This window comes from Undibacterium sp. GW821-FHT11H02 (assembly GCF_058808015.1).
On record NZ_JBXARG010000003.1, the window covers coordinates 112872 to 137144 of the forward strand.

General features: G+C 46.7%; 21 protein-coding genes. 8 read left to right on the forward strand and 13 right to left on the reverse strand.

Features of this window, described 5'->3' with window-relative positions:
• Positions 1-72: 72 nt before the first annotated feature.
• The 4 genes from AC1RR2_RS04470 to gcvA all read right to left on the reverse strand — a co-directional run bounded on the left by AC1RR2_RS04470 (position 73) and on the right by gcvA (position 5738).
• Positions 73-585 carry a type II secretion system protein gene (locus tag AC1RR2_RS04470; protein WP_493221096.1) on the reverse strand — a complete coding sequence of 171 codons (513 nt, stop codon included), beginning with the start codon at positions 583-585 and terminating at the stop codon, positions 73-75.
• 178 nt (positions 586-763) lie between these two features.
• A complete protein-coding gene (locus AC1RR2_RS04475) occupies positions 764-4156 on the reverse strand; it encodes a TIM-barrel domain-containing protein (RefSeq protein ID WP_493221097.1) in 3393 nt (1130 codons plus the stop codon).
• A 98-nt stretch (positions 4157-4254) separates the two neighbouring features.
• Entirely contained in the window at positions 4255-4653 is a 399-nt protein-coding gene (locus AC1RR2_RS04480; RefSeq protein WP_493221098.1) for a hypothetical protein, read from the reverse strand.
• Positions 4654-4853: 200 nt separating this feature from the next.
• On the reverse strand, positions 4854-5738 hold the full coding sequence (gene gcvA, locus AC1RR2_RS04485; RefSeq protein WP_493221099.1) for a transcriptional regulator GcvA: 885 nt from the start codon (positions 5736-5738) through the stop codon (positions 4854-4856).
• A 490-nt stretch (positions 5739-6228) separates the two neighbouring features.
• Between gcvA and AC1RR2_RS04490 the strand changes: the two genes are divergently transcribed.
• The 8 genes from AC1RR2_RS04490 (at position 6229) to AC1RR2_RS04525 (ending at position 15345) form a co-directional block, all read left to right on the forward strand.
• Complete coding sequence (locus tag AC1RR2_RS04490; protein ID WP_493221100.1) at positions 6229-7230, forward strand: 2-dehydro-3-deoxygalactonokinase; 1002 nt, start codon at positions 6229-6231, stop codon at positions 7228-7230.
• A gap of 106 nt (positions 7231-7336) precedes the next feature.
• Positions 7337-7729 carry a RidA family protein gene (locus AC1RR2_RS04495; RefSeq protein WP_493221101.1) on the forward strand — a complete coding sequence of 131 codons (393 nt, stop codon included), beginning with the start codon at positions 7337-7339 and terminating at the stop codon, positions 7727-7729.
• A gap of 336 nt (positions 7730-8065) precedes the next feature.
• Complete coding sequence (locus AC1RR2_RS04500; RefSeq protein WP_493221102.1) at positions 8066-9256, forward strand: hypothetical protein; 1191 nt, start codon at positions 8066-8068, stop codon at positions 9254-9256.
• A complete protein-coding gene (locus tag AC1RR2_RS04505; protein ID WP_493221103.1) occupies positions 9257-10042 on the forward strand; it encodes an SDR family oxidoreductase in 786 nt (261 codons plus the stop codon). It abuts the gene before it with no gap.
• Positions 10043-10514: 472 nt separating this feature from the next.
• Positions 10515-10814 carry a hypothetical protein gene (locus AC1RR2_RS04510; RefSeq protein ID WP_493221104.1) on the forward strand — a complete coding sequence of 100 codons (300 nt, stop codon included), beginning with the start codon at positions 10515-10517 and terminating at the stop codon, positions 10812-10814.
• A 118-nt stretch (positions 10815-10932) separates the two neighbouring features.
• Positions 10933-12255 carry a sugar MFS transporter gene (locus AC1RR2_RS04515; protein ID WP_493221105.1) on the forward strand — a complete coding sequence of 441 codons (1323 nt, stop codon included), beginning with the start codon at positions 10933-10935 and terminating at the stop codon, positions 12253-12255.
• A gap of 29 nt (positions 12256-12284) precedes the next feature.
• Positions 12285-13589 carry an amino acid deaminase gene (locus AC1RR2_RS04520; RefSeq protein ID WP_493221106.1) on the forward strand — a complete coding sequence of 435 codons (1305 nt, stop codon included), beginning with the start codon at positions 12285-12287 and terminating at the stop codon, positions 13587-13589.
• Between the two features lie 286 nt (positions 13590-13875).
• A complete protein-coding gene (locus AC1RR2_RS04525; RefSeq protein WP_493221107.1) occupies positions 13876-15345 on the forward strand; it encodes an N-acyl-D-amino-acid deacylase family protein in 1470 nt (489 codons plus the stop codon).
• 53 nt (positions 15346-15398) lie between these two features.
• Here AC1RR2_RS04525 and AC1RR2_RS04530 read toward each other — a convergent pair whose 3' ends face one another.
• The 9 genes from AC1RR2_RS04530 to AC1RR2_RS04570 form a co-directional block, all read right to left on the reverse strand.
• Complete coding sequence (locus AC1RR2_RS04530) at positions 15399-15668, reverse strand: hypothetical protein (RefSeq protein ID WP_493221108.1); 270 nt, start codon at positions 15666-15668, stop codon at positions 15399-15401.
• A gap of 81 nt (positions 15669-15749) precedes the next feature.
• Positions 15750-17888, reverse strand: coding sequence for a peptidase domain-containing ABC transporter (locus AC1RR2_RS04535; protein ID WP_493221109.1), 2139 nt, complete (start codon positions 17886-17888; stop codon positions 15750-15752).
• 12 nt (positions 17889-17900) lie between these two features.
• Positions 17901-19073 carry a hypothetical protein gene (locus AC1RR2_RS04540; protein ID WP_493221110.1) on the reverse strand — a complete coding sequence of 391 codons (1173 nt, stop codon included), beginning with the start codon at positions 19071-19073 and terminating at the stop codon, positions 17901-17903.
• Positions 19074-19171: 98 nt separating this feature from the next.
• On the reverse strand, positions 19172-19561 hold the full coding sequence (locus AC1RR2_RS04545; RefSeq protein WP_493221111.1) for a hypothetical protein: 390 nt from the start codon (positions 19559-19561) through the stop codon (positions 19172-19174).
• Positions 19562-19809: 248 nt separating this feature from the next.
• Positions 19810-20682 carry a hypothetical protein gene (locus tag AC1RR2_RS04550; protein WP_493221112.1) on the reverse strand — a complete coding sequence of 291 codons (873 nt, stop codon included), beginning with the start codon at positions 20680-20682 and terminating at the stop codon, positions 19810-19812.
• Positions 20683-20835: 153 nt separating this feature from the next.
• Positions 20836-21225, reverse strand: coding sequence for a hypothetical protein (locus tag AC1RR2_RS04555; protein WP_493221113.1), 390 nt, complete (start codon positions 21223-21225; stop codon positions 20836-20838).
• 174 nt (positions 21226-21399) lie between these two features.
• Complete coding sequence (locus tag AC1RR2_RS04560) at positions 21400-21858, reverse strand: beta-barrel domain-containing protein (RefSeq protein ID WP_493221114.1); 459 nt, start codon at positions 21856-21858, stop codon at positions 21400-21402.
• Between the two features lie 27 nt (positions 21859-21885).
• Positions 21886-22773: an HlyD family secretion protein gene (locus tag AC1RR2_RS04565; protein WP_493221115.1), complete on the reverse strand. Its 888-nt coding sequence runs from the start codon at positions 22771-22773 to the stop codon at positions 21886-21888.
• Positions 22774-22999: 226 nt separating this feature from the next.
• Positions 23000-24148 (reverse strand): serine hydrolase, encoded by a 1149-nt coding sequence (locus AC1RR2_RS04570; RefSeq protein ID WP_493221116.1) that lies wholly within the window; start codon positions 24146-24148, stop codon positions 23000-23002.
• Positions 24149-24273 lie beyond the last annotated feature (125 nt).

Sequence of the window (24273 nt, forward strand, 5' to 3'; positions counted from 1 at the left end):
GAATTTGGATTTAGATAACTACGGTGTAAAAAAAGCCAGATCAAAATCTGGCTTTTTTGGGCAACATTATTTTTAACAACCGGAAGTGACGACAACAACCGTCGGGCTAAGTAAGGCCGATGCCGGCTCGGCATATTTCACATAACAAGTCAGCCCCTTGGGCGATCCGGCAACACTCACAGGAATAAAGGCAATCTCAGTCGCCGTGGTCGCAGGCGAATTTGCCGTAGCAGCACTACTCGGTGCCACTGTCGTGTAGTCCGCACTACTCAAACCCGCGGCAGTACCTAAATTCGTTTCAGCTTTTGGATAACCGGACGCGGAACTAGAATAGGTCACAATGACGCCTTCCAAAGTCACCGTAGTTGGCACAGGCGTGGTGAGCAGATATTTGCCTTTCACCATGACAGACACCGCATTGAGCGAACCACGCACGGCATTTAAGGAAGCGATACGTGCATCTTTACCTAAATCGGCAAATCTTGGTAAGGCAGTGGCGGCAAGTATGCCAAGAATGACGATAACGACGATCAATTCGATGAGCGTAAAACCAGACTGTTTGTTTAAGCTTAAATTATTTTTCATTTTTATAAATATTAAAAAATTATTGAATTACCACATATGTTTATAAGTACAGAAAACCTTACTATTTGCTTCCAGTATCTCTTACATAGCAAAGAATAACAAGCGCAAAGAAAAACGCTGATCATAAGTCGATCAGCGTTTTTGTATTGCAAACGATGTGGCACTCTATTGTGGCACTCTATTTCAGCAACTTATCTCCACGAAATCCTATCACGCTCGCATTGGCCCAATTTGCACACACGGCCGCGCCAGATTTTTTCTTCACGCCTGTCGTTGTCAAACGTAAATACTCAATGCCACGAATATCCAATTCAGGCTTAACCACAGCCGGCGCGACCATCAATCCACTATCAAACAAGAGCCGCCCATCGCCATAGACTTGGAATTGCAAGCCACCATTGTCACGACAGGCATCATCAATACCGACATCAGCGCGGAATGTTTGCCAATTACCTTGCAAGCGATACGTGATGTCGCTGGCGTCAGCCACGCCTAAACCTTTACGGAACTTCAAGCCATTCATTTGCATCATGCCTTCGGCATTACTTGGCTTTTTGCTGTTCACTTTGTCTTTCAACACTGCGCTTTGTTTTTGCACGCGTTTGGATAGCTGCGCAATCTGATCTGACAAAAACAATTGCAGCACGGGTTGATCGGGGCTCTGCTGTTCTAATAAGGCAAATTCAGAAATCGTAATCGGCGGCACTGCCAATGGTGTAAAGGCGTTATAAGCACGTGGCGCAGTCGCGGCATCATTACTCGTTAAGACCATGGGATCTTGCGCATTGCCGCCTTCATCCTGATCATGCGTACTCAAAATACGGAATCTAAATAGACGCCCCGCCTTGGCAGCAAATTCAACACGTTGTTTGCCTTCTTGTTTTTTCAAACGCCCGGTGAATACGGGCTTACCCCATTCACCATTAGTATCGGCCAGATAAATTTCAAAGTCTTTGACCTGACCTGCTTCCCAATGTTTGTCATTACGTGGCGCGATTTCAAAACCTCTGATCATGCGGCGCTCACCCAATGCCAGCGTGAATTCATGCGCACCGGTTTTTTGCGATTGATCACGCAAGGTGCGGAACCAGGTTCCAGGTTTGCCATCGAAAGCGTTTTCTAAAGGATGACCAGGTTCTTCGGCTGGGCGATTCAGTACGATCAAAGTATCTGTCGCCACTACGTCACCGCTAGTTGGTGCGGCAGGATAGTCATCTGTTGTTGCAAGGCTTGCATTCGCGGCTATCGCCAATCGCACTTGTACACTTTGGCGGATATCGAGCTTACTCGTTTTTACATACACCACGCCGTATTTTTGAGTTGCGTCGTAAAACCACAGGCCTGCATTCCCAGCATCAAATTCGGCACGTGACTTTGCTTCAGCTAATTCTTGCGCTTGTAAGAACACTTGCTGAGGTTTTACGCGTGTATGAATTTGAAATTCTTGTACCCGTATTTTCTCTATGCCTTGATACTGACCTTGCACGCCCTCAAGTTGCAAAGTGATGTCACCCGCTGCCCCACGCGGTGCAGTCACGCGTAAAGTTTGCGTACTTTTTTCACCTTGCTGATATTGACGGCTTTCGCCATCGTCTTCATACAAGGTATAAATCGAATCGCCGTGTGGATAAATATCCCAGGTCAAAACATCTTTGGCGACCTGGCCATCATACAAAGCACTAGGGTACATAGGTAAAATCGCGCCTGCACGCACGAATACGGGCAAGCGATCCAAGCTCACCTGATAATCAATCACTTTACCCTGAGCACCTACATCGAGTACACGTCCATCGGCATAATCTATCCATTGCCCTTGCGGCAAATAAATCCCCTTACGCCAGCCTTTACTCGCAGCCTGACTACGATAGACAGGTGCGACTAACAAATCTCTTCCTAAGAAAAATTGGTATTTGTAGGCTTCGTTATTGGCATTCGCATCGTGTGGATGATCCCACATCAAACCACGCACTAGCGGCGCACCGGTTTGCTCAGCTTCTTGCGCCAAGGTGTACATGTACGGCATCAAGCGCATTTTGAGTTTTAGGTAATCGCGGTTGATACTGCGATACGGCTCGTCGAATGCCCAAGGATGTTTGCGTGAATTTTGCGACCAGCCTGACATGCCCATCAACACCGGAGTGAACGTCTTCCATTGCAAATCACGCGTGAAAGTTTCTGGACTACCGCCAAAGATACCATCCACGTCGCCGGTCGCATACGCTTGCCCCGACAAGCCAGACCCGATGATGGTCGGGATGTGCCAACGTATGTAATCCCAGCTACCGCTTTGATCACCAGTCCAGGTCACAGCATAGCGTTGCATACCAGCCCATCCCATCACCGTCCACAAAAATGGGCGGGAGTTGGAATTATCCAAAATACCCTGCGCGGCGGCTTGATTTGCATCGAGTGCAAATTGGTAACCAGCACCGGTCCAAGCGACATCAAGCTTCTGCGCACGTGTACCCGCGGTGCCGACTTCCCACTTAATTTTATCGACACCGTTTTCTGTCCAGAGACCGGTACGGAAACCAAATTTCTTTAGGCCAGCAACGACGCCTTCGAGATCGGTATAGCCGCAGCCATAACCATCATTCGGTAATATCCAGCCGCCGGGCATATCGTGTTCACGATACTTCGCTGCGACCGACTGAATCACATCTGGCGTTTTGCCAGTTGGGCCATCACTCCAGCCTTTTGGCACCGTGCCCGGTTTCTTAATATTGTCGCCATCGTTGTAGCAATCGGCATCGCCATATTCGTAAGCCCAACGCGGCAACATCTTGGCGCGTCCAGTTAATTCTGTGTAAGCATTCAACACGTCTTTGATGTTATCGCCAACAAAGTAATAGGCATCAAAACGCTTTTCATTGTGACTGGTGGTGATGAAATCATTGGCACGAAAATCGTAGCTGCCATTACTCCAAGTATTGCGTAACACGCCATAGCCTTTGTTACTCATATAAAACGGTGCGGGACTTGGCCTGTCGTTCTCTTCCCAGCCGCCTGAGTACGACACTTCTAAAGTTTTTCCTTTAAAAGCATAGCTGCCATTTTGCTGACCACCGCCAAAAAACACTTCATCCGGCGTGGTCGATAAAGTTTGAAAACTACTTTTCTCGGCGATGTCCAGTGACTGCATTTCTTGCCATAACAGCGTCTTGTTATCGGCCTTATACAAGGCTAAACGCAGCGGCTTTTTGTAGATACGCAAAGCCATTTTGGCGGTTTGCAATAATTGGTAATCACCCTTATCGCTGAGTTGATAATCAACCTTAGCGTAGTCTTTCTTAAGTACTATTGGCGCGGCCTTATCGCCAGCACCGATCAACTTGCCTTCGCTGCCAGCCCACACACGAAACATATCTGGACGCAGCAAATTAATTTCCAATAAATGGCCTTTGTCGGTGCTTATCTTGATGCTGCTAGCGTTGGCGGGTGTTTCAATCTGACGCAGATTGCCGACTGCTGCGGCATACGTATTCGCTGGCAGGACAACGCTCGTAGCAAATACAGCCGCGACTGCAACTTGCATCAGGCTTCGTGTAAATAAATGGGTAGTTGCGGACATATTGAGATTTAAGGTAAAGAAGATGAATAGTCTTTAAACTGTAAAACGAAACGAACATTATCAACAGCGACATTTTTTTCCATGCTCATCAAATTGAACTAAAGGTCTAGCCTTTTTAACTTCGATATTTGAGGGCCACACAGACGATGTACATAATGCTGGGTCATACGCGAAACGTTTTCACGTGAACGTGTGCCGATCACAATGATTTTCTCTGCTTGTTTTGCACAAGCGAGTGCCAAATCTACACATTGCTGGCTATCACCGAAAAAGGCGAGCTCTTCGAATTGCGCCTGCGTTGTAGAAATTTTGTCTGCACTCTTCGGTAAGGCGAACACCACACAACGATGAGTCGCAGACTCTTTAGAAAAACTCACATTCAAAATCTTTGAACACAGTTCTTGCCGTAACTGATCCTTAGAAAAACCTGCGCCAAAAGTTTCGAGTAAAACTTTTTCGCTACTCAATAACAGCACATCTTTTTGAAATAGGGGCATAAAAAATATTTGAAACTTTTCGGTCGTAGAAAAATTAAAACCTAAAACTTAGTGCTAGCCGCAGAGACGCAGAGGACGCAAAGACAATTTTGGCTCTTGCCATTCCCTGCGCTCTCTGCGCCTTTGCGGCAGGTTTTATTAGAATTTTCACTCTCGATCAACGATTTATTTTCTGATTTTTCTCATACGATGGTGCAGACTTAACGCGCTTGCGCTTCACTAATTAGCCACTGATGAAAAGCGAGAAAAGCCGCGTTTTCTTTCATGTCCGCGGCATAAATTAAGTAGTAATCAAGGCGCAATGGCGTCTCTACATTAAACGGGCGCACCAGACGTCCGGCGGCAATATCGTATTCGACTAATAAGGACTGTCCGAGTGCGACGCCCTGTCCATCAATCGCGGCCTGCAAGGCCATTAATGCCAGCGTAAACAAGGGTCCTTTGCGCACATCTTTATCATTCACGCCCAGCGTAGAAAACCAGGATTGCCAACTAGGATAATCGGGATCATTCATGGCACTGACTTCGTGCAACAAAGTTTGTTTGCTCAAGTCCGCTGGTGTGGTCATCGCCTTAGCAATCGCAGGGCTGCACACCGGAAATACTTCAGTCACGATGAAAGGTTCAATCCGAAAATCAGCAAATTGCGTACGCCGAAAATCAATAGAAATATCACAATCGCGATAACTACGATCCACCTCCGACACAATCTCAACACGAACCTGCGGATGGCGATTTAAAAAACGATAGAGGCGAGGTACTAGCCATTTAGAACCAAACGAAGGTGGCACGCCAACGCGCAACAAAACATTATTATCATTAAGCAGCGTGTCCGTTGCTTGTTGAAAAATTTTGAAACCTTCGCGTATACGTGGCAAATAACGCTCGCCCGCCTCTGTCAGTTTTAAGACATTATTACTGCGCTGGAACAGGTCTAAACCGAGAAAATCTTCCAGCAACTTAATCTGATGACTGACCGCCGCATTCGTCACATGCAATTCTTCCGCCGCACGCGTGAAGTTCAAGCGTCGCGCCGCGACTTCAAAAACCTTTAATGCGTTTAGTGGTGGAAGACGTTTGGACATAGTACCCTCATTGAAAAACGATACCATATCAGAAGTTCATTTAATAAAACTTAATGAAAGCTTGAAATTTAATTGTTGTGCGAATGCAGCCTAAGATACCCCCAATGGTGCTAACATTTTGATCATAATTATTTCAAATCAGAAAAATCGGCTCTTGTGAAAATCCTAAATTGAGCCCTGATCAAGGCTTACAATCAGCGAAAAATCGAGATAATTATCAAAATAATCAGTAAATTAAAATTTTCTCCTCAAATATTTTTTAATGACATCTCAAATATTCCTCGCTTGCTCAGCCCGCCCTAGCCCGTTAAGCTGCGATCAATCTGTTGAAGTCAGCTTGAATGAAGATGTCATTGATGATCGCTGTAGCCTCTCCGCTGTAGCCTCTCTATACACACCAACAAACAATGGGAAATACGTGTGCGTCAACATTCATTCAAATCGGCTTCTTCCGTGCGTCACCCAAAATTTCACTTAGGTCTTATTTGACATGACTCATATTATTACTATCGATACAGGCACGACCAATACCCGCGTAACGCTGTGGCAGGACGGCGTCGTGCTGGCACATCAAGCATGCGAAGTGGGTGTGCGCGATACCGCGATTACTGGTAAGCGCGAAAAACTACAAAACGGCGTACGCGATACGATTAACAAAACACTGGCCGCCGCCCAAGTGACTGAAGAGCAAATCGATCTGGTCATAGGCTCGGGCATGATCAGCTCCAACGTTGGTCTGTTTGAATTACCCCATGTATTGGCACCAGCTGGCTTACAACAATTAGCGCGCGGCATGGTATCGGTAACGATACCCGAAGTCTTCGCTAAGCCGATCTGGTTTGTGCCCGGTGTGCGCAATGTGGTCGACAATATCGGCTTGCATAACTGCGAAGCCATGGACATGATGCGCGGCGAAGAAGTCGAAGTCATGAGCGTGATTGAACAATTGGCGATCACAGGTCCGGCCATGATGGTGATGCCAGGTTCGCATTCCAAATTTGTCTGCATCGACGATAAAAATCGCATCACAGGTTGTGTCACGACCTTAGCCGGCGAACTGATGTACGTGATCACGCACAATACAATTTTGGCGCAATCTTTGGATTCACAGTTTGCGACATCTATCAACGAAGAAATGTTATTAGCGGGTGCACAATCCGCGCAAACGATAGGCCTTGGTCGTACTTGTTTCAATGTGCGCACCCTCGATCAATTTACGATTTACGAACGAAACGACCGCGCCAACTTCTTACTCGGCGCCATCCTCGGTGCGGATTTGCTGACCTTGAAAAACAGTACCGCAATCAAGATGATGCCAGGTACACCGGTCGTGATCTGCGGCAAACCGATTATGAAAGAAGCCTTGGCGATTTTGATCAAAAACGATGATTACTTTTCCGGAAAAATCACGGTCGTATCAGATGAAACGCAAGCACATCTGGCGGGACAAGGCGCGATCTTGGTCGCTACTGCACGCGGCTTGATCAAGTAAATGAAGTAAATAAGGGAATATACCCATACGACTATCCAATGCGGGACAAGTATGCTTAGTCTCGGCTACTACCCAAATTCATAAACCTAGAACTTCCGAGTACAACATGACTAAAGACATCACCCGCTTCGGCAATATTCCCTCAGGCGCTGGCGGCCAGCGCTTGCCATTTTCTCCCGCAGTACGAGCTGGGGATTTTGTATTTTGCTCAGGTCAAGTCGCGATGAAAGAAAACGGTGAAATCGAAACAGGCGGTATAGAGTCACAAACCCGCCGCACCATGGAAAACGTGAAGAAAGTACTGGCATTGGCAGGCTGTGAACTAAGCGACGTCGTCAAAGTCAGCGTCTGGCTCGACGACACGCGCGACTTCTGGACCTTCAATCGTATTTACACAGAATACTTTGGCGACCATCCACCAGCACGTTCTTGCGTGCAATCGGCGATGATGGTGGATTGCAAAGTGGAGATAGAAGTGACGGCTTATAAGCCAGTGTAAAGAGCCATATTAGTACGATAACATCCCCTCTCCCGCAGGCGCGGGAGAGGGCTAGGGTGAGGGTGATTCAGAAACGCGAAAGCCTTTAGGCACCATAAATCAAGATACAAATTTGCGCCCTTAGCAATTTTATCCGAGTCTGAATGCCCCTCAACCCCAACCCTTCTCCCGCTTGCGGGAGAAGGGAGCTTTAAACAGAAAACCTTAATAAATGATCCCGCGCTAATGTAGTTCGCGGCAATTAAATTAAGGATGAAAAACGTAGGGCCAATCGCGCGTAAAACTTCGCTCACCTGATGCAAATACTTACGCTAGCAGTTTAGTTATGAGGATGCAATGACACTTCCCGCTTACCGTTCACTCTACACCTACGCATGGGACATCGCCGATATCGGCGTCACACAATTTGTTGACGAAGTGCTCGCCATGGGTATTACCGATGTGACCCTGGCGACCGCCTATCATGCCGGCAAATTTATTCGCCCGCATGCAAAAAAACCACCTTATGTGGTTTTCCCTGAAGATGGAGTCACCTACTTCGATCCTGATTTCAGTCGCTATGGCGACATCAAACCACAAGCGCACAGCGAAGATACGATTCGTGCGATATTGCCAGCGCTATTGAACGATGGCAGAGTCAAAGTGCATGGTTGGACTGTGCTCTTACATAACACGCGTCTTGGCGCGGCATTTCCCCAATACACAGTCAAGAATGCCTTTGGTGATGGCTATGTGTATAGCCTCTGCCCCATGCAAACTGCCGTGTTCGATTACGCCGTTAATCTATGTGCAGATCTCACACATCAACATGCAATGAGTAGCATTATCTTAGAATCACCAGGCTGGCAACCCTATGGTCACGGCTATCATCACGAGTTCGCACAAGTCGCCACGAACGCTTGGTTAGACAATATGCTGGGCATGTGTTTTTGCGATGCCTGCAAAACTGCCGCGAAAGAAAAAGGCATCGCCATCGACGCTTTGCAAACACGCATACAAGACAATATCAAAAACTATCTGGCTTTACCTGCCGACGCGAATGCCGATCAAGCAGCCAGCTGGACGCAATCGGATTTACTCAGCGATGCTGATTTACTGGCATTCATCAGCATGCGTCAAGACCGCGTTACCCAGTTAGTTGCAGAGATTCGCGCAGCGATTCCAGCAAGTTGTCAACTCGCTGTGATCCCGACAGTACAAAGACCCACCTCAGCTTGCTGGACTGAGGGCAGTGATCTGAAAGCCCTCTCTGAAGTAGCAGATTACATAGAAATCCCATTCTACGAACCCAACTCAAATCGTGCGATTGCCGATGCCTGGGAAAGCTTGCGCCAAATCGGCCATCCAGAAAAAGTACGCGCCATTTTACGGCCAGGCCTGCCAGACTTAAATCAAGGCGCAGAACTAGGCGCGGCGATGGCTGGAATACAAGCATTAGGTATCAAGGATTTTGCGTTTTATAACTATGGTTTACTACCGCAATATCAGCTTGATCATCTGGCAAAGACATTAAAGGAAACCTTTTAAATGGCCAATACAGTGACACGTAATATTCTCATCACCGGTGCTTGCGGCGGCATAGGTCGCGCACTTTGCCAAGCCTTTGTCAACGCTGGCGATTTCGTCTATGCACAAGATCGTGAAGCGACGCAATTAGCGGAATTAGTTGCGCAGTTGGGTGCAGATAATTGCAGCGCAGTAGTGGCCGATATCACTGATGCCAATCAACTTAAACAAGCCTTAAGTAGCGTCGTTGCGTTACACGGCGAGGTGCATGTTTTAGTCGCCAATGCAGGTGCAGCGCAGGCATTAACTTTACAAAGCACAACAGAAGAAAGCTGGAAGTCAGATATGGATCTCAACTTGAATGGGACTTTCCATACGGTGGAAGCGGTGCGCCCGGCGATGCAGGCTGCTGGCAAAGGTAATATTGTGATTATCGGTAGCGTGAATGGCATGACTTCATTCGGGCATCCGGCATATAGCGTGGCGAAAGCAGGCTTGATCAGTTATACCAAAGCACTGGCGATGGAGTTTGGCAAGTTTGGGATACGGACAAATATGGTTTGCCCTGGCACGGTAAAAACCCAAGCGTGGCAAGCGCGCGTGGATAAGAATCCGCAGGTGTTTGAGGATTTGAAGAAATGGTATCCGCTGCGCGATTTTGCTACGCCTGAAGATATTGCGGATGCTGTGATGTTTCTAGCGTCTGATGCGGCTAGGGTGATTACTGGGGTGGTGTTGCCGGTGGATGGTGGTTTGATGGCGGGGAATCAGGTGTTTGCTCGGGAATTGACGCAGGAGGAGATTTAGGTTTTTTGTTTGTTTTGAGTTGTTTGCTTTTTGGATGTTTTGGATGTTTTTGATTTCTGATGGGTCTGTAGGTCGGGAGTGGCCCGACAGCCAGTTACCTTTTTTGCTTCGCCAAAAAAGGTAACCCAAAAAAGGCGACCACGCTGCCACTGGCCTTCGGCTACCCAATTGTGCAGGACAAAAAATGGGAAAGTGTTGAAACTCGCCTTCGGCTCAAACAACAACACTTTCTTTATCCATTTTCTGTCCTGCACAATTGGCAGTGTCAGAAGTGGATGAAGGTCAAAATCAAAAACAAGATCAAAAGCAACGGCAACACCAAAACAATCAGTACCGACGGTCGTTCATTTTTCTTATAGCAGTAGTAGGTCGTTGCTTTTGACCTTGACTTTGATTTTGTTTTTGTTTTTGTTTTTGACTCTGCCTTTTACCTGCCCCCGTTCGAGACGATGTAATTTGTGCGTCACAGAAAATGGATAAGAAAGTGTTGCTGTTTGAGCGAAGCGAGTTTCAACACTTTCCCATTTTTTGTGATGCACAAATTATGCTGAAGCGTAGCGTAAGCACCCCGCAGGGGCGAGTCTACGGTCGCCTTTTTTGGGTTACCTTTTTTGGCGAAGCAAAAAAGGTAATTGGCTGTCGGGCCACACCCGACCTGCGAACGATAAAAATGTTTGAAGGTAAATTTGAAACAGAAAATTCAGCGTCTGGTTCACAAACAGTAAAGCAAACGATAAAAGTAGCTGGAGCCTTGAGCGGTGGGTTACGCTAGCGCTAACCCACCCTACAAAAATAACAAATTATAGAGACAATCAGGATGTATGAACAAAAATGAACACAAGAGACCGTTTCAATCCAACGAGACACCATTAACAAAAAACGGACAAACCATGACCCACAACGCACCAGCATCACAATCAAAAAAACAAGTCGTAGTCGCCATGTTCTTCATCGCCCTACTCTTCTTCATTCTAGGCTTCGTCACCTGGCTCAATGGTTCTCTGATTCCTTTCCTCAAAATCGTTTGTAACCTAAATGATTTCCAAGCACTGTGGGTCACCTTCGCTTTCTACATCGCCTACACCGTCATGGCCTTACCATCCGCCGCGGTGCTCAGTCGAATCGGCTACAAGAACGGCATGACCGCCAGCCTCGGTGTGATGGCAGTGGGTGCTTTGATGTTTATCCCTGCGGCAAAAACCAGTTATTACGGCTTGTTTTTACTCGCATTATTCACACTTGCAACGGGCATGACCTTGATGCAAACGGCAATTAATCCTTACATCGTTTGTATAGGTTCACGCGACAGTGCGGCGATGCGTATTAGTATTATGGGTTTATTCAACAAGGGGGCGGGCATCGTGGTGCCTATGGTGTTCACAGCTTTAATCTTGTCTGGTATCGATCAATCCTCAACTTCTACCGCCGCACTGGCAGCGATGGATCAAGCAGCGCGTGAAGCTTTGCGAGCCGATCTGGCATCACGTTTGGTGACACCGTATATCGTGATGGCAATCGGTTTGGTGATTTTTATGGCTATCATCCATTTCTCTTCTTTACCTGATTTAGATTTACAAAATGAAGATCAAAGCAGCACCACGCGCTTTGGGGTTCTGCAATTTCCACAATTGGTTTTCGGTGCGCTCACGCTGTTTGCTTATGTCGGTGTCGAAGTCATCGCAGGTGACACAATTGGTCTATATGGACAACATCTGGGCGTACAACATTTTTTGAAACTCACTTCTTATACGATGGGTTTTATGGTCTTGGGTTATTTGTTGGGCGCGGTCGCGATTCCTAAATTTTTGTCGCAAAAAAATGCGCTATTTTTGTCGGCGGCATGCGGTTTGTTTTTTGCCCTTGGGGTCATCAATAGCTCTTCCACCGACAGTAGCATCGCACAAGCCTTGGTAGGCTGGGCTGGTGTTCCTGTGGTGCCAAACTCAGTCATGTTTTTGGCCATGTTAGGTTTCGCCAACGCACTGGTCTGGCCTGCGGTTTGGCCGCTCGCACTCGAAGGCTTGGGCAAATACACTGCAGCTGGTTCCGCCTTGCTGATCATGGGCATTGCAGGCGGTGCGATCTTGCCTATGGCTTACGGGCACTTCTCTGATTCCAGCGGCGCACAAAGCGCCTACTGGGTCATGTTGCCTTGTTATGCGATGATCTTGTTCTATGCGCTTAAAGGTCACAAAATCAGTAGCTGGAAATAATCTCTCATTTTTTACTCAATTTAAGCATCATGTTAAATCTCAGCACATTAGTTCAGCAAACCCTGTTACCCGGCACCAAAGGCCTGGCATTAAGCCAGCCTTTGCAGCAACAGGACATTGTCCGACAACATTGGAATATGCTAAATGCCGACACCAGTTTTCCGGTCGCCGTGTTGAAACAATCCGCCTTGCAACACAACCTGCAATGGATGAAAAAATTCTGCGACACCATGCACGTGGTACTTGCACCTCACGGCAAGACCACGATGTCACCGCAGCTTTTTGACATGCAATTAGAAAACGGTGCATGGGGAATTACGCTCGCTACAGTCAACCAAACTTTGATCGCCCATCGCTTTGGCGTAAAACGCGTATTACTGGCAAATCAACTCATCAGTCGCAGTGATACACAAGCGGTGCTGGCCTTAATGAAAGCGGATCCACAATTTGAATTTTTCGCATTGACTGATTCGCTGGAAGGTGTGCAGCGCATGGCGGAACAAGTGCAAGCAGCAGGTTTAGATCGCCCTCTTCCATTGTTAGTTGAGCTGGGCTTTGCAGGTGGTCGTACTGGCTGCCGTAGTCAAGTCGAGGCCTTAACGGTCGCACGCGCAATTCATCAAAGTCCCTACTTGCAACTAGCAGGCATAGAAGGCTATGAAGGTCTACTCGTCGGCAAGCATAGAGATCAAGATCTGGTCGCCGTTAAAGCTTTCATCAATGACTTAATCACACTCACAAAGCAAGCCGATGTCGAAGGTCTATTTGGCAGCGAAAATATTTTATTGTCGGCTGGCGGCTCAGCCTATTTTGATCTGGTAGGACGTGGTTTTGAGCAGACTTTGCATCTCTCGCGCCCCGTCACTGCCATTCTGCGTAGCGGCTGCTATGTGACCCATGACCATGGCTTTTACCATCACTTATTGCACGAGATGCAGGCGCGGGAAAGCGTCGTTGAAATCGACAATCTGCGTCCGGCCTTAGAAGTCTGGAGCATGGTGCAGTCGCGTCCGGAAGCAGATTTGGCGATCCTGACCATGGGTAAACGCGATGCTTCGTACGACATCGACCTACCTTTCCCAGTACAAACCCACAGACCGGGCAGCGCATCTACACCGCACAATTTACCCGCAGGCTGCAAGATAGAAAAAATGAACGACCAGCACGCTTATTTGCGCTTACCGAGAGCAAGTGCGATTTGCGAAACTCTGCAAGTTGGTGATTTGATTGCTTGTGGCATTTCGCATCCATGTACTACCTTTGATAAATGGCCTGTGATTTTGGTAGTTGATGATGACTACCAAGTGCAATCCGCTATCAATACATTTTTCTAAAATGTAGGACGGGTGAAACCCCATAGGCGTTAAGCAAATTCTAAAACCACTAACCACAGAGGCTCAGAGACACAGAGAAAGCACAGAGGAAATGTCTAGCTGAAGAAAATTGGATAATATTAGCCTTCTCCTGCCTTTCTCTGCGCCTGTGGTGCGCAGCATCCTGCTTACCTGTGTTGAGAGGTTTTGGTTTCGACTTTCTGATTTTGGTTAGCGCCTACGGGAAGAAACCCGCGCCGCCACACTTTATCAACCACTGCGCGGGTTGCACCCGCCCTACAAAACCATGCAAACGCAAACCTACGACATCATCATCCGCAACGCTGACGTCATCGACGGTAGCGGCACTGCGCCGTATCGCGCCGACATCGCAATCGCCGACCAAAAAATCGTCGCGATCGCACCAGCGCTGAGTTTGCATGGCTATGAAATACTCGACGCCACCGGTCTGGCGGTCGCACCCGGCTTCATCGACGTCCACACCCACGACGACAGAGAAGTTTTAGATGCACCAGCGATGCTGCCAAAACTGACGCAAGGTGTGACCACCGTCATCACTGGCAATTGCGGCATCAGCTTATCGCCATGGCAGGCAGACAAAGCACCGCCCGCACCACTGAGCTTGATTGGCACGCAAAAAGACTACCGCTATGCCAGCGTCCAAGATTACGCCAAAGCGGTCAAACAAGCGCAGCCCGCGGTGAATGTTGGCATGCTGATCGGGCATTCGACTTTGCGTGTGAATGCCGTCGCCGATTTGAATCGCGGCGCGAATGCGAACGAGATCAAAATCATGCAAGACTTGCTAGCCGAAGGCATGCATGCAGGCGCATTAGGCTTTAGCTCAGGCTTGTTCTATCAAACCAGCAAAGCCGCAGACAATGCTGAAGTCATCGCATTAGCAAAAATCAGTGCCGCCGCAGGGGGCGTGTACACCTCGCATATACGCGACGAATACAACGGCGTACTTGATGCCTTAGCCGAAGCTTGCGATGCGGGCAAAGAAGCGCAATTACCGGTCATCTTGTCGCATCATAAATGCGCAGGTCCGGCGAACTGGGGACGGACGACAGAAACCTTGGCCTACGTCGCCGAACGCCGCAAAACCCAAGCCATCGGCCTCGATGCCTATCCCTACACCGCGGGCTCCACCGTACTCGATCCCGATTATGTCGATGGTGTGATTCGCATCATGATCAGTTTTTCACAGCCACATCCAGAAATGCAAGGACGCGATCTGGCTGACATCGCAGCCGAATGGCAAGTCGATCAGAAAGAAGCAGCACGCCGCTTACATCCTGCCGGAGCCGTGTATTTCCAAATGCGTGAAGATGATGTGGAACGTGTTTTAAGCTATCCACATACGATGATAGGTTCGGATGGATTGCCGCATGATAGCCATCCACATCCCCGCTTATGGGGCGCTTTTCCACGAGTATTGGGGCATTACAGTCGTGAGAGAAAATTATTCACCTTAGCCGAAGCGGTACGCCGCATGACGACACTCTCTGCCGATCATTTTGGTTTAAAACAACGCGGACGGATCGCACTCCATTGCTGGGCCGATCTGGTGGTATTTGATCCAGCTACAATTTCCGACCAAGCCACTTTTGCTTCGCCTAAACAGGCGGCTACTGGCATACATTGGGTCTTGGTCAACGGCGCGATTGCGCTGGCGAATGGTAAGCCGAATGCGAACAGAGCTGGTCGCACTGGTCGCTTCTTGGATAGACAAAGCGAACGCTATCCGGCGTAAATTGAATTAGAAGCTACAGCAAGCTAACTTCATACAAGCTTTGCTTCGCGTTTTTACGACTTAGAATTTTTCGGTGTGCGTTTCAATAGATAGTAGTAAGCGAAACCCAATGTCACGCTAAGGCCCCCGATGGCAAATCCACGCCAAAGCCGTTGCATAAAATCGAAATTACTTGGATTTAGCTGTGCCAAAATCAAAAAAACACCTATAGGGAGTATCACCGACAAGACCCAATGGCCTCGTTTAAGTAGCCAAGGTAGCAAACACATTGGGAATAGAAAGCCCATCAAGGAGTGCACGCCCATAAAAATAGTTTCGTTCATTTTAATTTTAACTATCACCAATCAGAATTCACTGACAATGACGCAATTCTCTGTAGTTGAACAGTCATCTACCTGACCTTATCAGGCTACCAGAACTTCGTCTTCGCCTTTCGCAACATGACAATTTGCAAGCGAGTTTACAGCCGCACGAATCTCAGTCGCACGTCCCTCCTTCAACATCACAACACGCTCTGCCGCATTGATCGTCTCCGGTCTGTGCGCCACCATAATGCGCGTCAAAGACAATTGCGCCAGCGCTTGATTTACCTTGTGTTCATTCTCAATATCGAGATGACTGGTCGCTTCGTCTAGTGCAAGGATTCTCGGTTGCTTGTACAAAGCTCTCGCTAATAAGACCCGCTGCTTTTGTCCACCCGATAAACTACTTCCCATATCGCCGACCAAGGTTTGATAACCCATAGGCATAGTCACAATGTCCTGATGAATCGCAGCAGCTTGTGCACATTGCTCGACCTGCGTCTGATTACTATGACTATCAAAAAAAGCGATGTTGTCGCTGATCGATCCAGCCAACAAAACGTCTTCTTGCATCACCGTTCCTACCAACTGGCGGTAGGTATTTAAACCCAATTGCGTGATCGGGATGTTATCGATCAACACTTCACCCTCGGTCGGCTTTAACAAGCCTAAGATGATTTTGCACAGAGTTGTTTTACCGCAGCCTGACGGACCAACTAAAGCAATGCTTTGACCCGCAGGGATGCTTAAGTCCACGCCATTTAAGACCCAAGGTTCACCATCTGCATAACGAAACTTCACATTCTTCAGCGTGATACTTGCTTGTATTCTCGATACGTCAGTTTCTAATGGAGAATCTCTTTCCGCCTCTTCCAACACAATATCGGCCAGACGTTCACTATGCATACTCAACATTTTGTAACTAACAAATAAACCGATTAAGTTAGAAATACGCCCTGTGAAAGTACTGGCGTAACTAGAAAACGCCATCAACATACCGACCGTGAGCGCGTTCTGCATCACCAGACCGGCACCGATATAGAACAGTAACAAACCTTGTACACCAAAAATAAAGGTATTACTTACGCTAAATAGTATCGACAACTTTTGCGTTTTAATATCGCGATTCTGCACGTCGATTTTCAGATTTTGCCAACGCGCTAAACGCTCGGTTTCTCGACCAAACAATTTCAAAGGCGTGATCGCTCGCATGGTTTCTAAAAAATGACTACTTTCTTTCGCTGATAAAACCAAACGCTCTTGCGATGCTTCGCGAAACGGTTGATAAAACGCCCAACGCAACAGCGCATAAATAAACACAGCAGCTACCACCAGCAAAGTCAACTTCACGCTATACATGACCATCATGACCAGCGCCATGAGCACCATGAGGCCATCCAGTGCCGTCTCCAAAAACATACTGGTTAGAGTACCTTGAATCGCACCTATGCTACCAAAGCGTGAAACCACATCACCCAAATGTCGCTTCTCAAAATAGCTGACAGGCAAACGCACCAGATGTGCCAATACGCGTGCCGACCATTGCATACTCACATCCATACTCCAGCGCATGAGAAACCAACTACGCGCCAGACCAATCGCCGTTTGTGTCACCATCAACAATGCGAAACCAAACACCAACACCACCAACAATTCTCTATCACCACTGACGATCACATCATCAATCACGAACTGATTAAACAAAGGTGACATGATGGCGAAAATTTCTAAAGCAAATGCCAAAGCAATCACTTGCACAATCGCACGACGCAGGCCAACGATAGGCCCCGTTAGATCACGCAGATTGACTTGCTTACGTTCGTCCTTGGCTTTGAATTCAGGGTTAGGACTCAGCTCTAAGGCCACGCCAGTGAAATGCTGAGAGGCCTCCTCCAAAGAGACTCTACGTTCACCTACCGCCGGGTCGAGCAAGACCAAAGTGATACGACCACGCAAATCTTTTTTGACCTTTTTTAGCACCACAAAGTGATTCAAATTCCAATGCAAAATGCATGGCAAGGCTAACTCTGCCATTTCGTCTAACTCCAGTCGCAAAGGACGAGAGTTGAGATGCATAGCAGACGCATGCCGCATCAATTGTGCTAGCGTCGCACCTTTTAAGCTGATGGAGAATTGACGGCGTAAGTCGGCTAGATCGGTGTGGTGGCCGAAGTGGCTGGCGATCGTGGCTAGACAGGCTAGACCGCATTCGCTGGATTCGGTTTGGAGGATGGGGGTCATTTTTGAGTCACTTCATTGAATGACTTCATTGATCGCTTGCACAATTGCACTTGCCGTCGCTTTGCTCAAAAAACCATCCTTGGTATCTTCCAATGAGTGCCCTGCCTTTGGAATAATGCGCAGTGCGCAATTGTGAGTATCTTCTGACGAACCACATGCAGTTTGTCGATTGTATGCAACCAAAAAGTCATATTCTCCAAAAAAGAAAATGCGTTTGCCCGGATAGTCCTTGATTGATGTGGATAGGTCGATTTTATCGGATAGCGCGTCGGCCCACCATCCTGCAGATCCAAAAATCGCAATTCTCTTTCCCATAACATTGCCGTCTGCAGGAGTTGAGCGCCTCGCCTTGAAAACACGGTCAACATACAAAGAAAAATCTCCTTTCGCTGTAGCACTATACTGTTCTAACCTTTCCATGCTTAGGCCTCCGTTACCAATCAATTGTTGGAGAGCTGCTTCATGCGCGGGTAAAGTCGAGGGGAAAATTTCTTTTAAACGTTCCCTTTTAAATTCAGGCATCTTAAATTTTTCCATGTCATCGACGATTCTCGCCAGATAGATGGATAAGGTCGATTGTAAGCGTGTATTCTCAAAAGGTGATTCTGTAGGCACACCTAAGCCAACCAAGGCATCTGGACGTATTTTTTTTAATCGTATTAATCGGCTGATATGCATTCCCCCTTCGGATCGGGCTAATGCGATGATTTTAGTGTTCTTAAATTCCTTTTGGCTTTTCAATGCTTCATAAATATCCACGATATCTGATTCGATATTAATCCAATCGAGATGGGTTCTGATACGCGGATCGATGCATTTTTTAATGAAAGCATCGATACGATTCTTTATATCACGCTCATCAAGGCAGGTACGCAACGGGTGCATGCCGCGTGTGTTGAACGAAGCGTAGGCAAAACCATCATCAAGAATGGCCTGTCCCATTACAGACATTTGGCTAATTAATTTTGGATTTTTCCCCAAGGCATCCTCAATTGCAGGTTCCCCTACACTTTCTGAACCGGGGATCAATACAACCAAACCCTTGACTATAGGCGTGTTCTTGGGAAAGGCGACCGAGACCTCAGTTACCCATCCTCCATAACGCGATTTTACAAAAAGTGTTTTTTGCTTTGCAAGAACCAATGGGCTGACAAAGATTAAGAACAAGATCGTGAGAATTTTCATTTGCTAAAGCGGCCTAATTGCATTTTCATACGATTTCTTAGTAGCGACTAAGCATATAGTGACACTTAGTCGCTCCACATCGATTGACTAGTAATTAATTACTTCTTCTTGCCTGAAGTACCTGGAATACAAGTCGCTTCAGTTTTACTATTTGTCGAGCTACCTGAACCTTGTCCAGATGCGCTACCTTGTGTTGCAATCGTACCAAAAGATAACATTCCACCGCCCGATCCAGTTGTCGTAGTAGTAAAGGACGAGATAACTGGAACAGTACCGGACGGGCACTCAACCGTGCCAGATCCCGTCGGTGTCGATACTGTTGCTGAGCCACCACCTGAAGAGTCCGCACGCCTAGGTTTTGTTTTTGGTGGGCCATCTGGACTATCGAAGCCGACATCACCATCCTCTTCAAAATCCCCACCGTCTCCCCCTTCTACCGTTGAACCGCCCGCCACAAACACCAACTCTTCATTTGTAATTAAACGCATTTTGTGTTACTCCTATACATGGTTATGTTGAGCCCATCGATCCTATACCGATGGGTTTTACTACCTCCGTACAAGGTGTAGTGACCTGTGTACGGTTTTTTGCGGTGAGTGGGCTTTGCTCATTCACATACAAATTTTAAAATTCTTACATTACTTGCATTATTTGACTCATTCGCCTGTCTCTTTCGCCCCTAGAATATGGCTTGGCTTTCAAATTTTTAAATCCGACAGAAAAATCTGCATTTAACTCATCGACAAAAATTATCAATTTCTTCTTTTTCACCCCAAAAAAATTGGGTTTTATCCAAATTTAATTTCTTAAATAGTTCATCCTTTTCTTGCGCATTGTTGGGATACCAAGCAAGCATAATTCCTCTAACTCCAAGTTCCTCAAGTTTTCTTTGATCCATACCCCAAAATTCGATATCTGGACAGTTTTTTACATCTTCAGCGGTGTTTCTCAGCGTTAAAAAGTAACTTTTTTTTCGACTTAAGAAATCATTGAAAGAATTTATGTAACCGACATTTATTTTTGAGAGAGAATAAAATTCGTTTAAAGCTTCCACAATTTTCTTATACTCAAGGTAAGGCTGCGCCTCCGCAATCGAACTCGCCATATCATGTAACTCATTTGTTTGAATCTCCTGTCTAATGCCATCTTTATTTATCCAATATCGAAATCCGTGAATTGCAACCAAGGACTGAGGCATAATTTTTTTTCTAGGGGCTGACGGAAATAAAAAAAGTGCGCAGGCCGAAAAACACTTTCCATTCACAACCAACATCAGATCTTTGGTTCTCAATATTTTGGCGATTCTCAATGCACTTTTAACGTCACCACCTGCGGTATCTACCGACACTTCTCTAACACCCGTGTTTTCAATAAGTATTTTTATTAGAATTTCTACACTTGATGGATAAATGTCTCCAATCAATCTGATCTGCTTTTGGGATTTAGTTACAAAAATCAATGTTTGATCTTGAAAAGGCAAAATATCTTTTTTTACCAATGAAACATCTTGGTTAATCCTTGTATATGCAATGCATAAAGAAAAAACCATCAAGAAAAAAAGAGCGCCTAAGAACCACTTCAAGTAAGATGGATTAATATGATTTTTCATTTAATATAGATCTTTCTCTTGGTAACATTAGCTCTGTAGATGGACGGCAATAAAGCTTTCACCTTTAATCCATAGTTAAGGAAATTGAGGCTCAAACTTAGAAAGTGAAAATAAGTCGTTACCTTATTGCCGACTTGCCACAAAGTCTTATTTCTATTGGTTACAATCAATAGTCACACTAGGCCGCTGCGAGCTTCGCGTGGTAGCAGCTCCTCCATTGGCAGAATTTGCTGTACCAACTGTGCCGCCAGCATTAACAGAAAAAGCACTGGTATCTCCCGCAAATGAGACGAATGCTTTGCATCCAACAGCGTTTGCTTCTCCCGCGACAGTTTTTGAATAGTTAATTTTTTCGCGAAGATCTTCGATTGGACTATTCACTCCACCGCCACTTGAATCGGAGGAGGCGCTAATCCAATTAGTAAAACTATTCCAGATTTCAACAGCGCTTTCCTTTACCGCATTAATTGTGGTTTGAGCACCAGTTAATTTTGTCGCACCACCACTGACATTGCCCAACTCTTCATTTGTAATTAAACGCATTTTGTGTTACTCCTATACATGGTTAAGTTGAACCCATCGATCCTATACCGATGGGTTTTACTGCCTCCGTACAAGGTGTAGTGACCTGTGTACGGTTTTTTGCGGTGAGTGGGCTTATGCTCACTCACTTGCAAATTTTGATTAGCGCCAATTTCTTTCATTACTTAACTTGTTTCAGAGCGCTGCCGTTTTTGTTACCGCCAGCACGGGTTCGATTATCCACTCCCAAATCTTGCGTTTGTCCTGCACCACGTCTGCCTCTAAAGTCATGCCTGGTTTAATTACTTGCGCTTGTCCATAGGCGTTGATGGTTTGTTGTTTAAGTTGTACTTTGATGCGGTACAAGGCTTCGTTACTGTTAAAGCCAAGGATATTTTGCTGAGCATTACTTAAGATGGTGCTGGCAAGATGCTGCGGTAATTCGTTCGGCGCAAACGGTGTTTTGCTCACATCGATCACCGTCCCTGCCTGCAGTCCAAATTTTTGGTAGGGGTAAGCGTTGTAGCGTATGAGGACTTGCTGTCCGGCACTCACGAAGCCAGCCGTTTTGCTCGGTGCATACAGATGCACTTCTAAGGCTTGCTGCTCTTTTGAGTCGTTACTGTCCACAGTAGGAATGAGTGTGGCCAGCACCTGTCCGCCATTGATGTTTTGTCCGGTTTAATTGGTGATGGCGGTGACCATACCTGCTTGAGGTGCCACGATTTGACTGGAATGACGGTTATTATTTTCGGCGATTTCTTGTTGCAAACCGGCTTTGGCTCGGTTCAGTTGCGCTAGCTCAGTCGCGAGACTATTTGCTAGCGTGTTCATTTCTGCTTGCACACTGAACTGATTCGCTTGTAGTTGGGTCTTATTGCGCTGGAGACTACTTAGCCGTGTAGAGAGATCGATATTTTCTTCTATTTTTTGCTGTGTCTGGGCGGCTGACACATAGCCGCTGTTCTGTAGTGTTTGGAATTTATCGATGCTTTGTTGCGACAACTGTAAACGACGTTTGGCAAGCAGGATCTCTTGATCAATTTGTTCTGATTCGACCTGGAGATTGGCGAGCCTTTGCTGCAAAGCCAGTTTCCTCTCTTGTGCTGCGCTTTCACGCAAGCGCTGTTCCGTCGACAAAGTAACTTGCCTAGAACGAAGCTGGCTGGCGATCAGAGCGGTGATTTCACCTTGGCTGTTTTGTCTTTGCGTGGACAAAGTAAATAAAACTTGTCCTGCCTGTACAACATCGCCTTCTTTGATATGACTTTGGGCTAATACACCTGCATTAGGCGCGGCGATACTGATATTGCCTGCGCTTGGTACAGTGATGCCCGTAACCCGAGCCTTCTTCGTCATACTGCCCAGACTCAAGAAGGCAATCAGAGCAAAAGCTAGGATAAGTGCAATGCTGGCAATCAGCCAAGAGGAAACAGGTTGCGCCAAACGAATAGCGCCCATCCAATTACTGCCCAAGGCGGCGGTGACTTGGGAACGAAAAAGTGGACTTTCAAGCGCCTTCGTTTTCGGCTCAGGTGTGGACGGCTGTGCAGTCATTATTGAATTCATTTCTAATTCAAAGAAAGTTAGCGATGCTTCACTTTCTGAATTAAATCATAAATTTAATAAAAAGACTATTTTTTTTAAAATTATTAATTCACACAATAAATATATGAAAATCGAATATTGAATACAGAACAAAAAATTCGTTGATGGATACTTGCAATTTACATTCAAAATTTGTGTCCCAGAGGTCAATCCGATCATCCTAAGTCGACATCCGGTTACAGTTTAATCAAGCAGAACAAGTCAACCAAGCCTCAACCTTAGGCCGTATTGCCCGCTCTACCGCAACACCTTTGGTGAACGTCCCTAAGTCCCCCTGACGCGCAAGTATGCCAACATAGGACTTGTTTCTATCCCAGTAGGGATAAGCGCCATACGCACCGGGGCTGGAAATACGCGTCGCTGGTGTGCAGTTAAAACTACTGCTTTGACATTCATGCCAGGAGCCAAAACCGTAATGCCAAACCTCACCCAAAGCTGCCGCTGGCGAGTACACCAGTTTGGCATTGGCGGTGCGATCGGTCAGCAGTTGTGCCATCGATGCGGCGTTTAACAATCGTCCTTTTTTCAAGGCTGATAAGAAATCTAAATACTCTTCACCGCTCCAATGCATGCCACCGGCTAGACGCGGATTGTTCAATGACGGTAAATCGTAACTGGCATTTTTGAACAAGCCGGTCTGCTGTTTAAATTCGCTAAAAACGTCTTGCCAAGAGGCGACGCCGCGCGCTTTGATAGCCATTAAGCCTGCGACTTGTAGATGTGTGCTGGCGTAATAAAATTCGGTGCCAGGCACGATTTGATTATTCGCATTTGTACTCGCAATCGTGTTCACACAGGATTCGAAATTCATGAATCCCGTATTGATGCACATGGGTTCTTCGGTCAAGCCAGAAGTAAAGCTGAGCAGATTCGCCAGATTCATCGCCGCTAAGGTTGATTCGGTTGCTATCGGCCAAATGCTGATGCGATCTTGCGGTTTGTCTTCTAATTTCAAGTAGCCTTGCTCCACCAGACGTAAAATAATGACCGCACTAACTAATTTCGAAGTCGATGCCGATTCATACAAAGTTTGCATCCGTGAACTGCCACGTTGATACATATAACGCCGTCCATCATCGCGTTCCACCGCAAAAGAGAAATCGGTATCGGTACTGAGCTGAGCGAGTTGATTATTCATCTCAGTTTCTAACTGCGTGACAGAACAGTTTGTCACCGGCGAGTTGACCGCCCTTGCTGCACTCGCAGTACTATCGCTACCGCCACCGCAAGCACTGCACACGCTAACACTCAAGATCGTAGCAAATACTCGAGCGAGTTTGTCCGGCCACGAGTGAGCAAATGCCTTAGCAAGTTTGAGATGCGTTTGAGTTTGCATGATGAGTCCCGCGTCAATACAGTGGTTGATATAACTAAAAGTTAAATCATGAAATACTGTGCGGCATGATTTTTTACAAATCATTACAGCGCGGAACACTTATTTACCAACACTTACTTCTATTC

Coding starts and splice junctions, on each gene's coding strand:
- AC1RR2_RS04495 (WP_493221101.1), top strand. CDS start 7,337: ATGACTAAAGACATCACCCGCTTCGGCAATATTCCCTCAGGCGCTGGC.
- AC1RR2_RS04520 (WP_493221106.1), top strand. CDS start 12,285: ATGTTAAATCTCAGCACATTAGTTCAGCAAACCCTGTTACCCGGCACC.
- AC1RR2_RS04510 (WP_493221104.1), top strand. CDS start 10,515: ATGGATAAGAAAGTGTTGCTGTTTGAGCGAAGCGAGTTTCAACACTTT.
- AC1RR2_RS04550 (WP_493221112.1), bottom strand. CDS start 20,682: ATGAAAAATCATATTAATCCATCTTACTTGAAGTGGTTCTTAGGCGCT.
- AC1RR2_RS04470 (WP_493221096.1), bottom strand. CDS start 585: ATGAAAAATAATTTAAGCTTAAACAAACAGTCTGGTTTTACGCTCATC.
- gcvA (WP_493221099.1), bottom strand. CDS start 5,738: ATGTCCAAACGTCTTCCACCACTAAACGCATTAAAGGTTTTTGAAGTC.
- AC1RR2_RS04535 (WP_493221109.1), bottom strand. CDS start 17,888: ATGACCCCCATCCTCCAAACCGAATCCAGCGAATGCGGTCTAGCCTGT.
- AC1RR2_RS04525 (WP_493221107.1), top strand. CDS start 13,876: ATGCAAACGCAAACCTACGACATCATCATCCGCAACGCTGACGTCATC.
- AC1RR2_RS04555 (WP_493221113.1), bottom strand. CDS start 21,225: ATGCGTTTAATTACAAATGAAGAGTTGGGCAATGTCAGTGGTGGTGCG.
- AC1RR2_RS04490 (WP_493221100.1), top strand. CDS start 6,229: ATGACTCATATTATTACTATCGATACAGGCACGACCAATACCCGCGTA.
- AC1RR2_RS04500 (WP_493221102.1), top strand. CDS start 8,066: ATGACACTTCCCGCTTACCGTTCACTCTACACCTACGCATGGGACATC.
- AC1RR2_RS04545 (WP_493221111.1), bottom strand. CDS start 19,561: ATGCGTTTAATTACAAATGAAGAGTTGGTGTTTGTGGCGGGCGGTTCA.
- AC1RR2_RS04540 (WP_493221110.1), bottom strand. CDS start 19,073: ATGAAAATTCTCACGATCTTGTTCTTAATCTTTGTCAGCCCATTGGTT.
- AC1RR2_RS04565 (WP_493221115.1), bottom strand. CDS start 22,773: ATGAATTCAATAATGACTGCACAGCCGTCCACACCTGAGCCGAAAACG.
- AC1RR2_RS04505 (WP_493221103.1), top strand. CDS start 9,257: ATGGCCAATACAGTGACACGTAATATTCTCATCACCGGTGCTTGCGGC.
- AC1RR2_RS04475 (WP_493221097.1), bottom strand. CDS start 4,156: ATGTCCGCAACTACCCATTTATTTACACGAAGCCTGATGCAAGTTGCA.
- AC1RR2_RS04480 (WP_493221098.1), bottom strand. CDS start 4,653: ATGCCCCTATTTCAAAAAGATGTGCTGTTATTGAGTAGCGAAAAAGTT.
- AC1RR2_RS04570 (WP_493221116.1), bottom strand. CDS start 24,148: ATGCAAACTCAAACGCATCTCAAACTTGCTAAGGCATTTGCTCACTCG.
- AC1RR2_RS04515 (WP_493221105.1), top strand. CDS start 10,933: ATGACCCACAACGCACCAGCATCACAATCAAAAAAACAAGTCGTAGTC.
- AC1RR2_RS04530 (WP_493221108.1), bottom strand. CDS start 15,668: ATGAACGAAACTATTTTTATGGGCGTGCACTCCTTGATGGGCTTTCTA.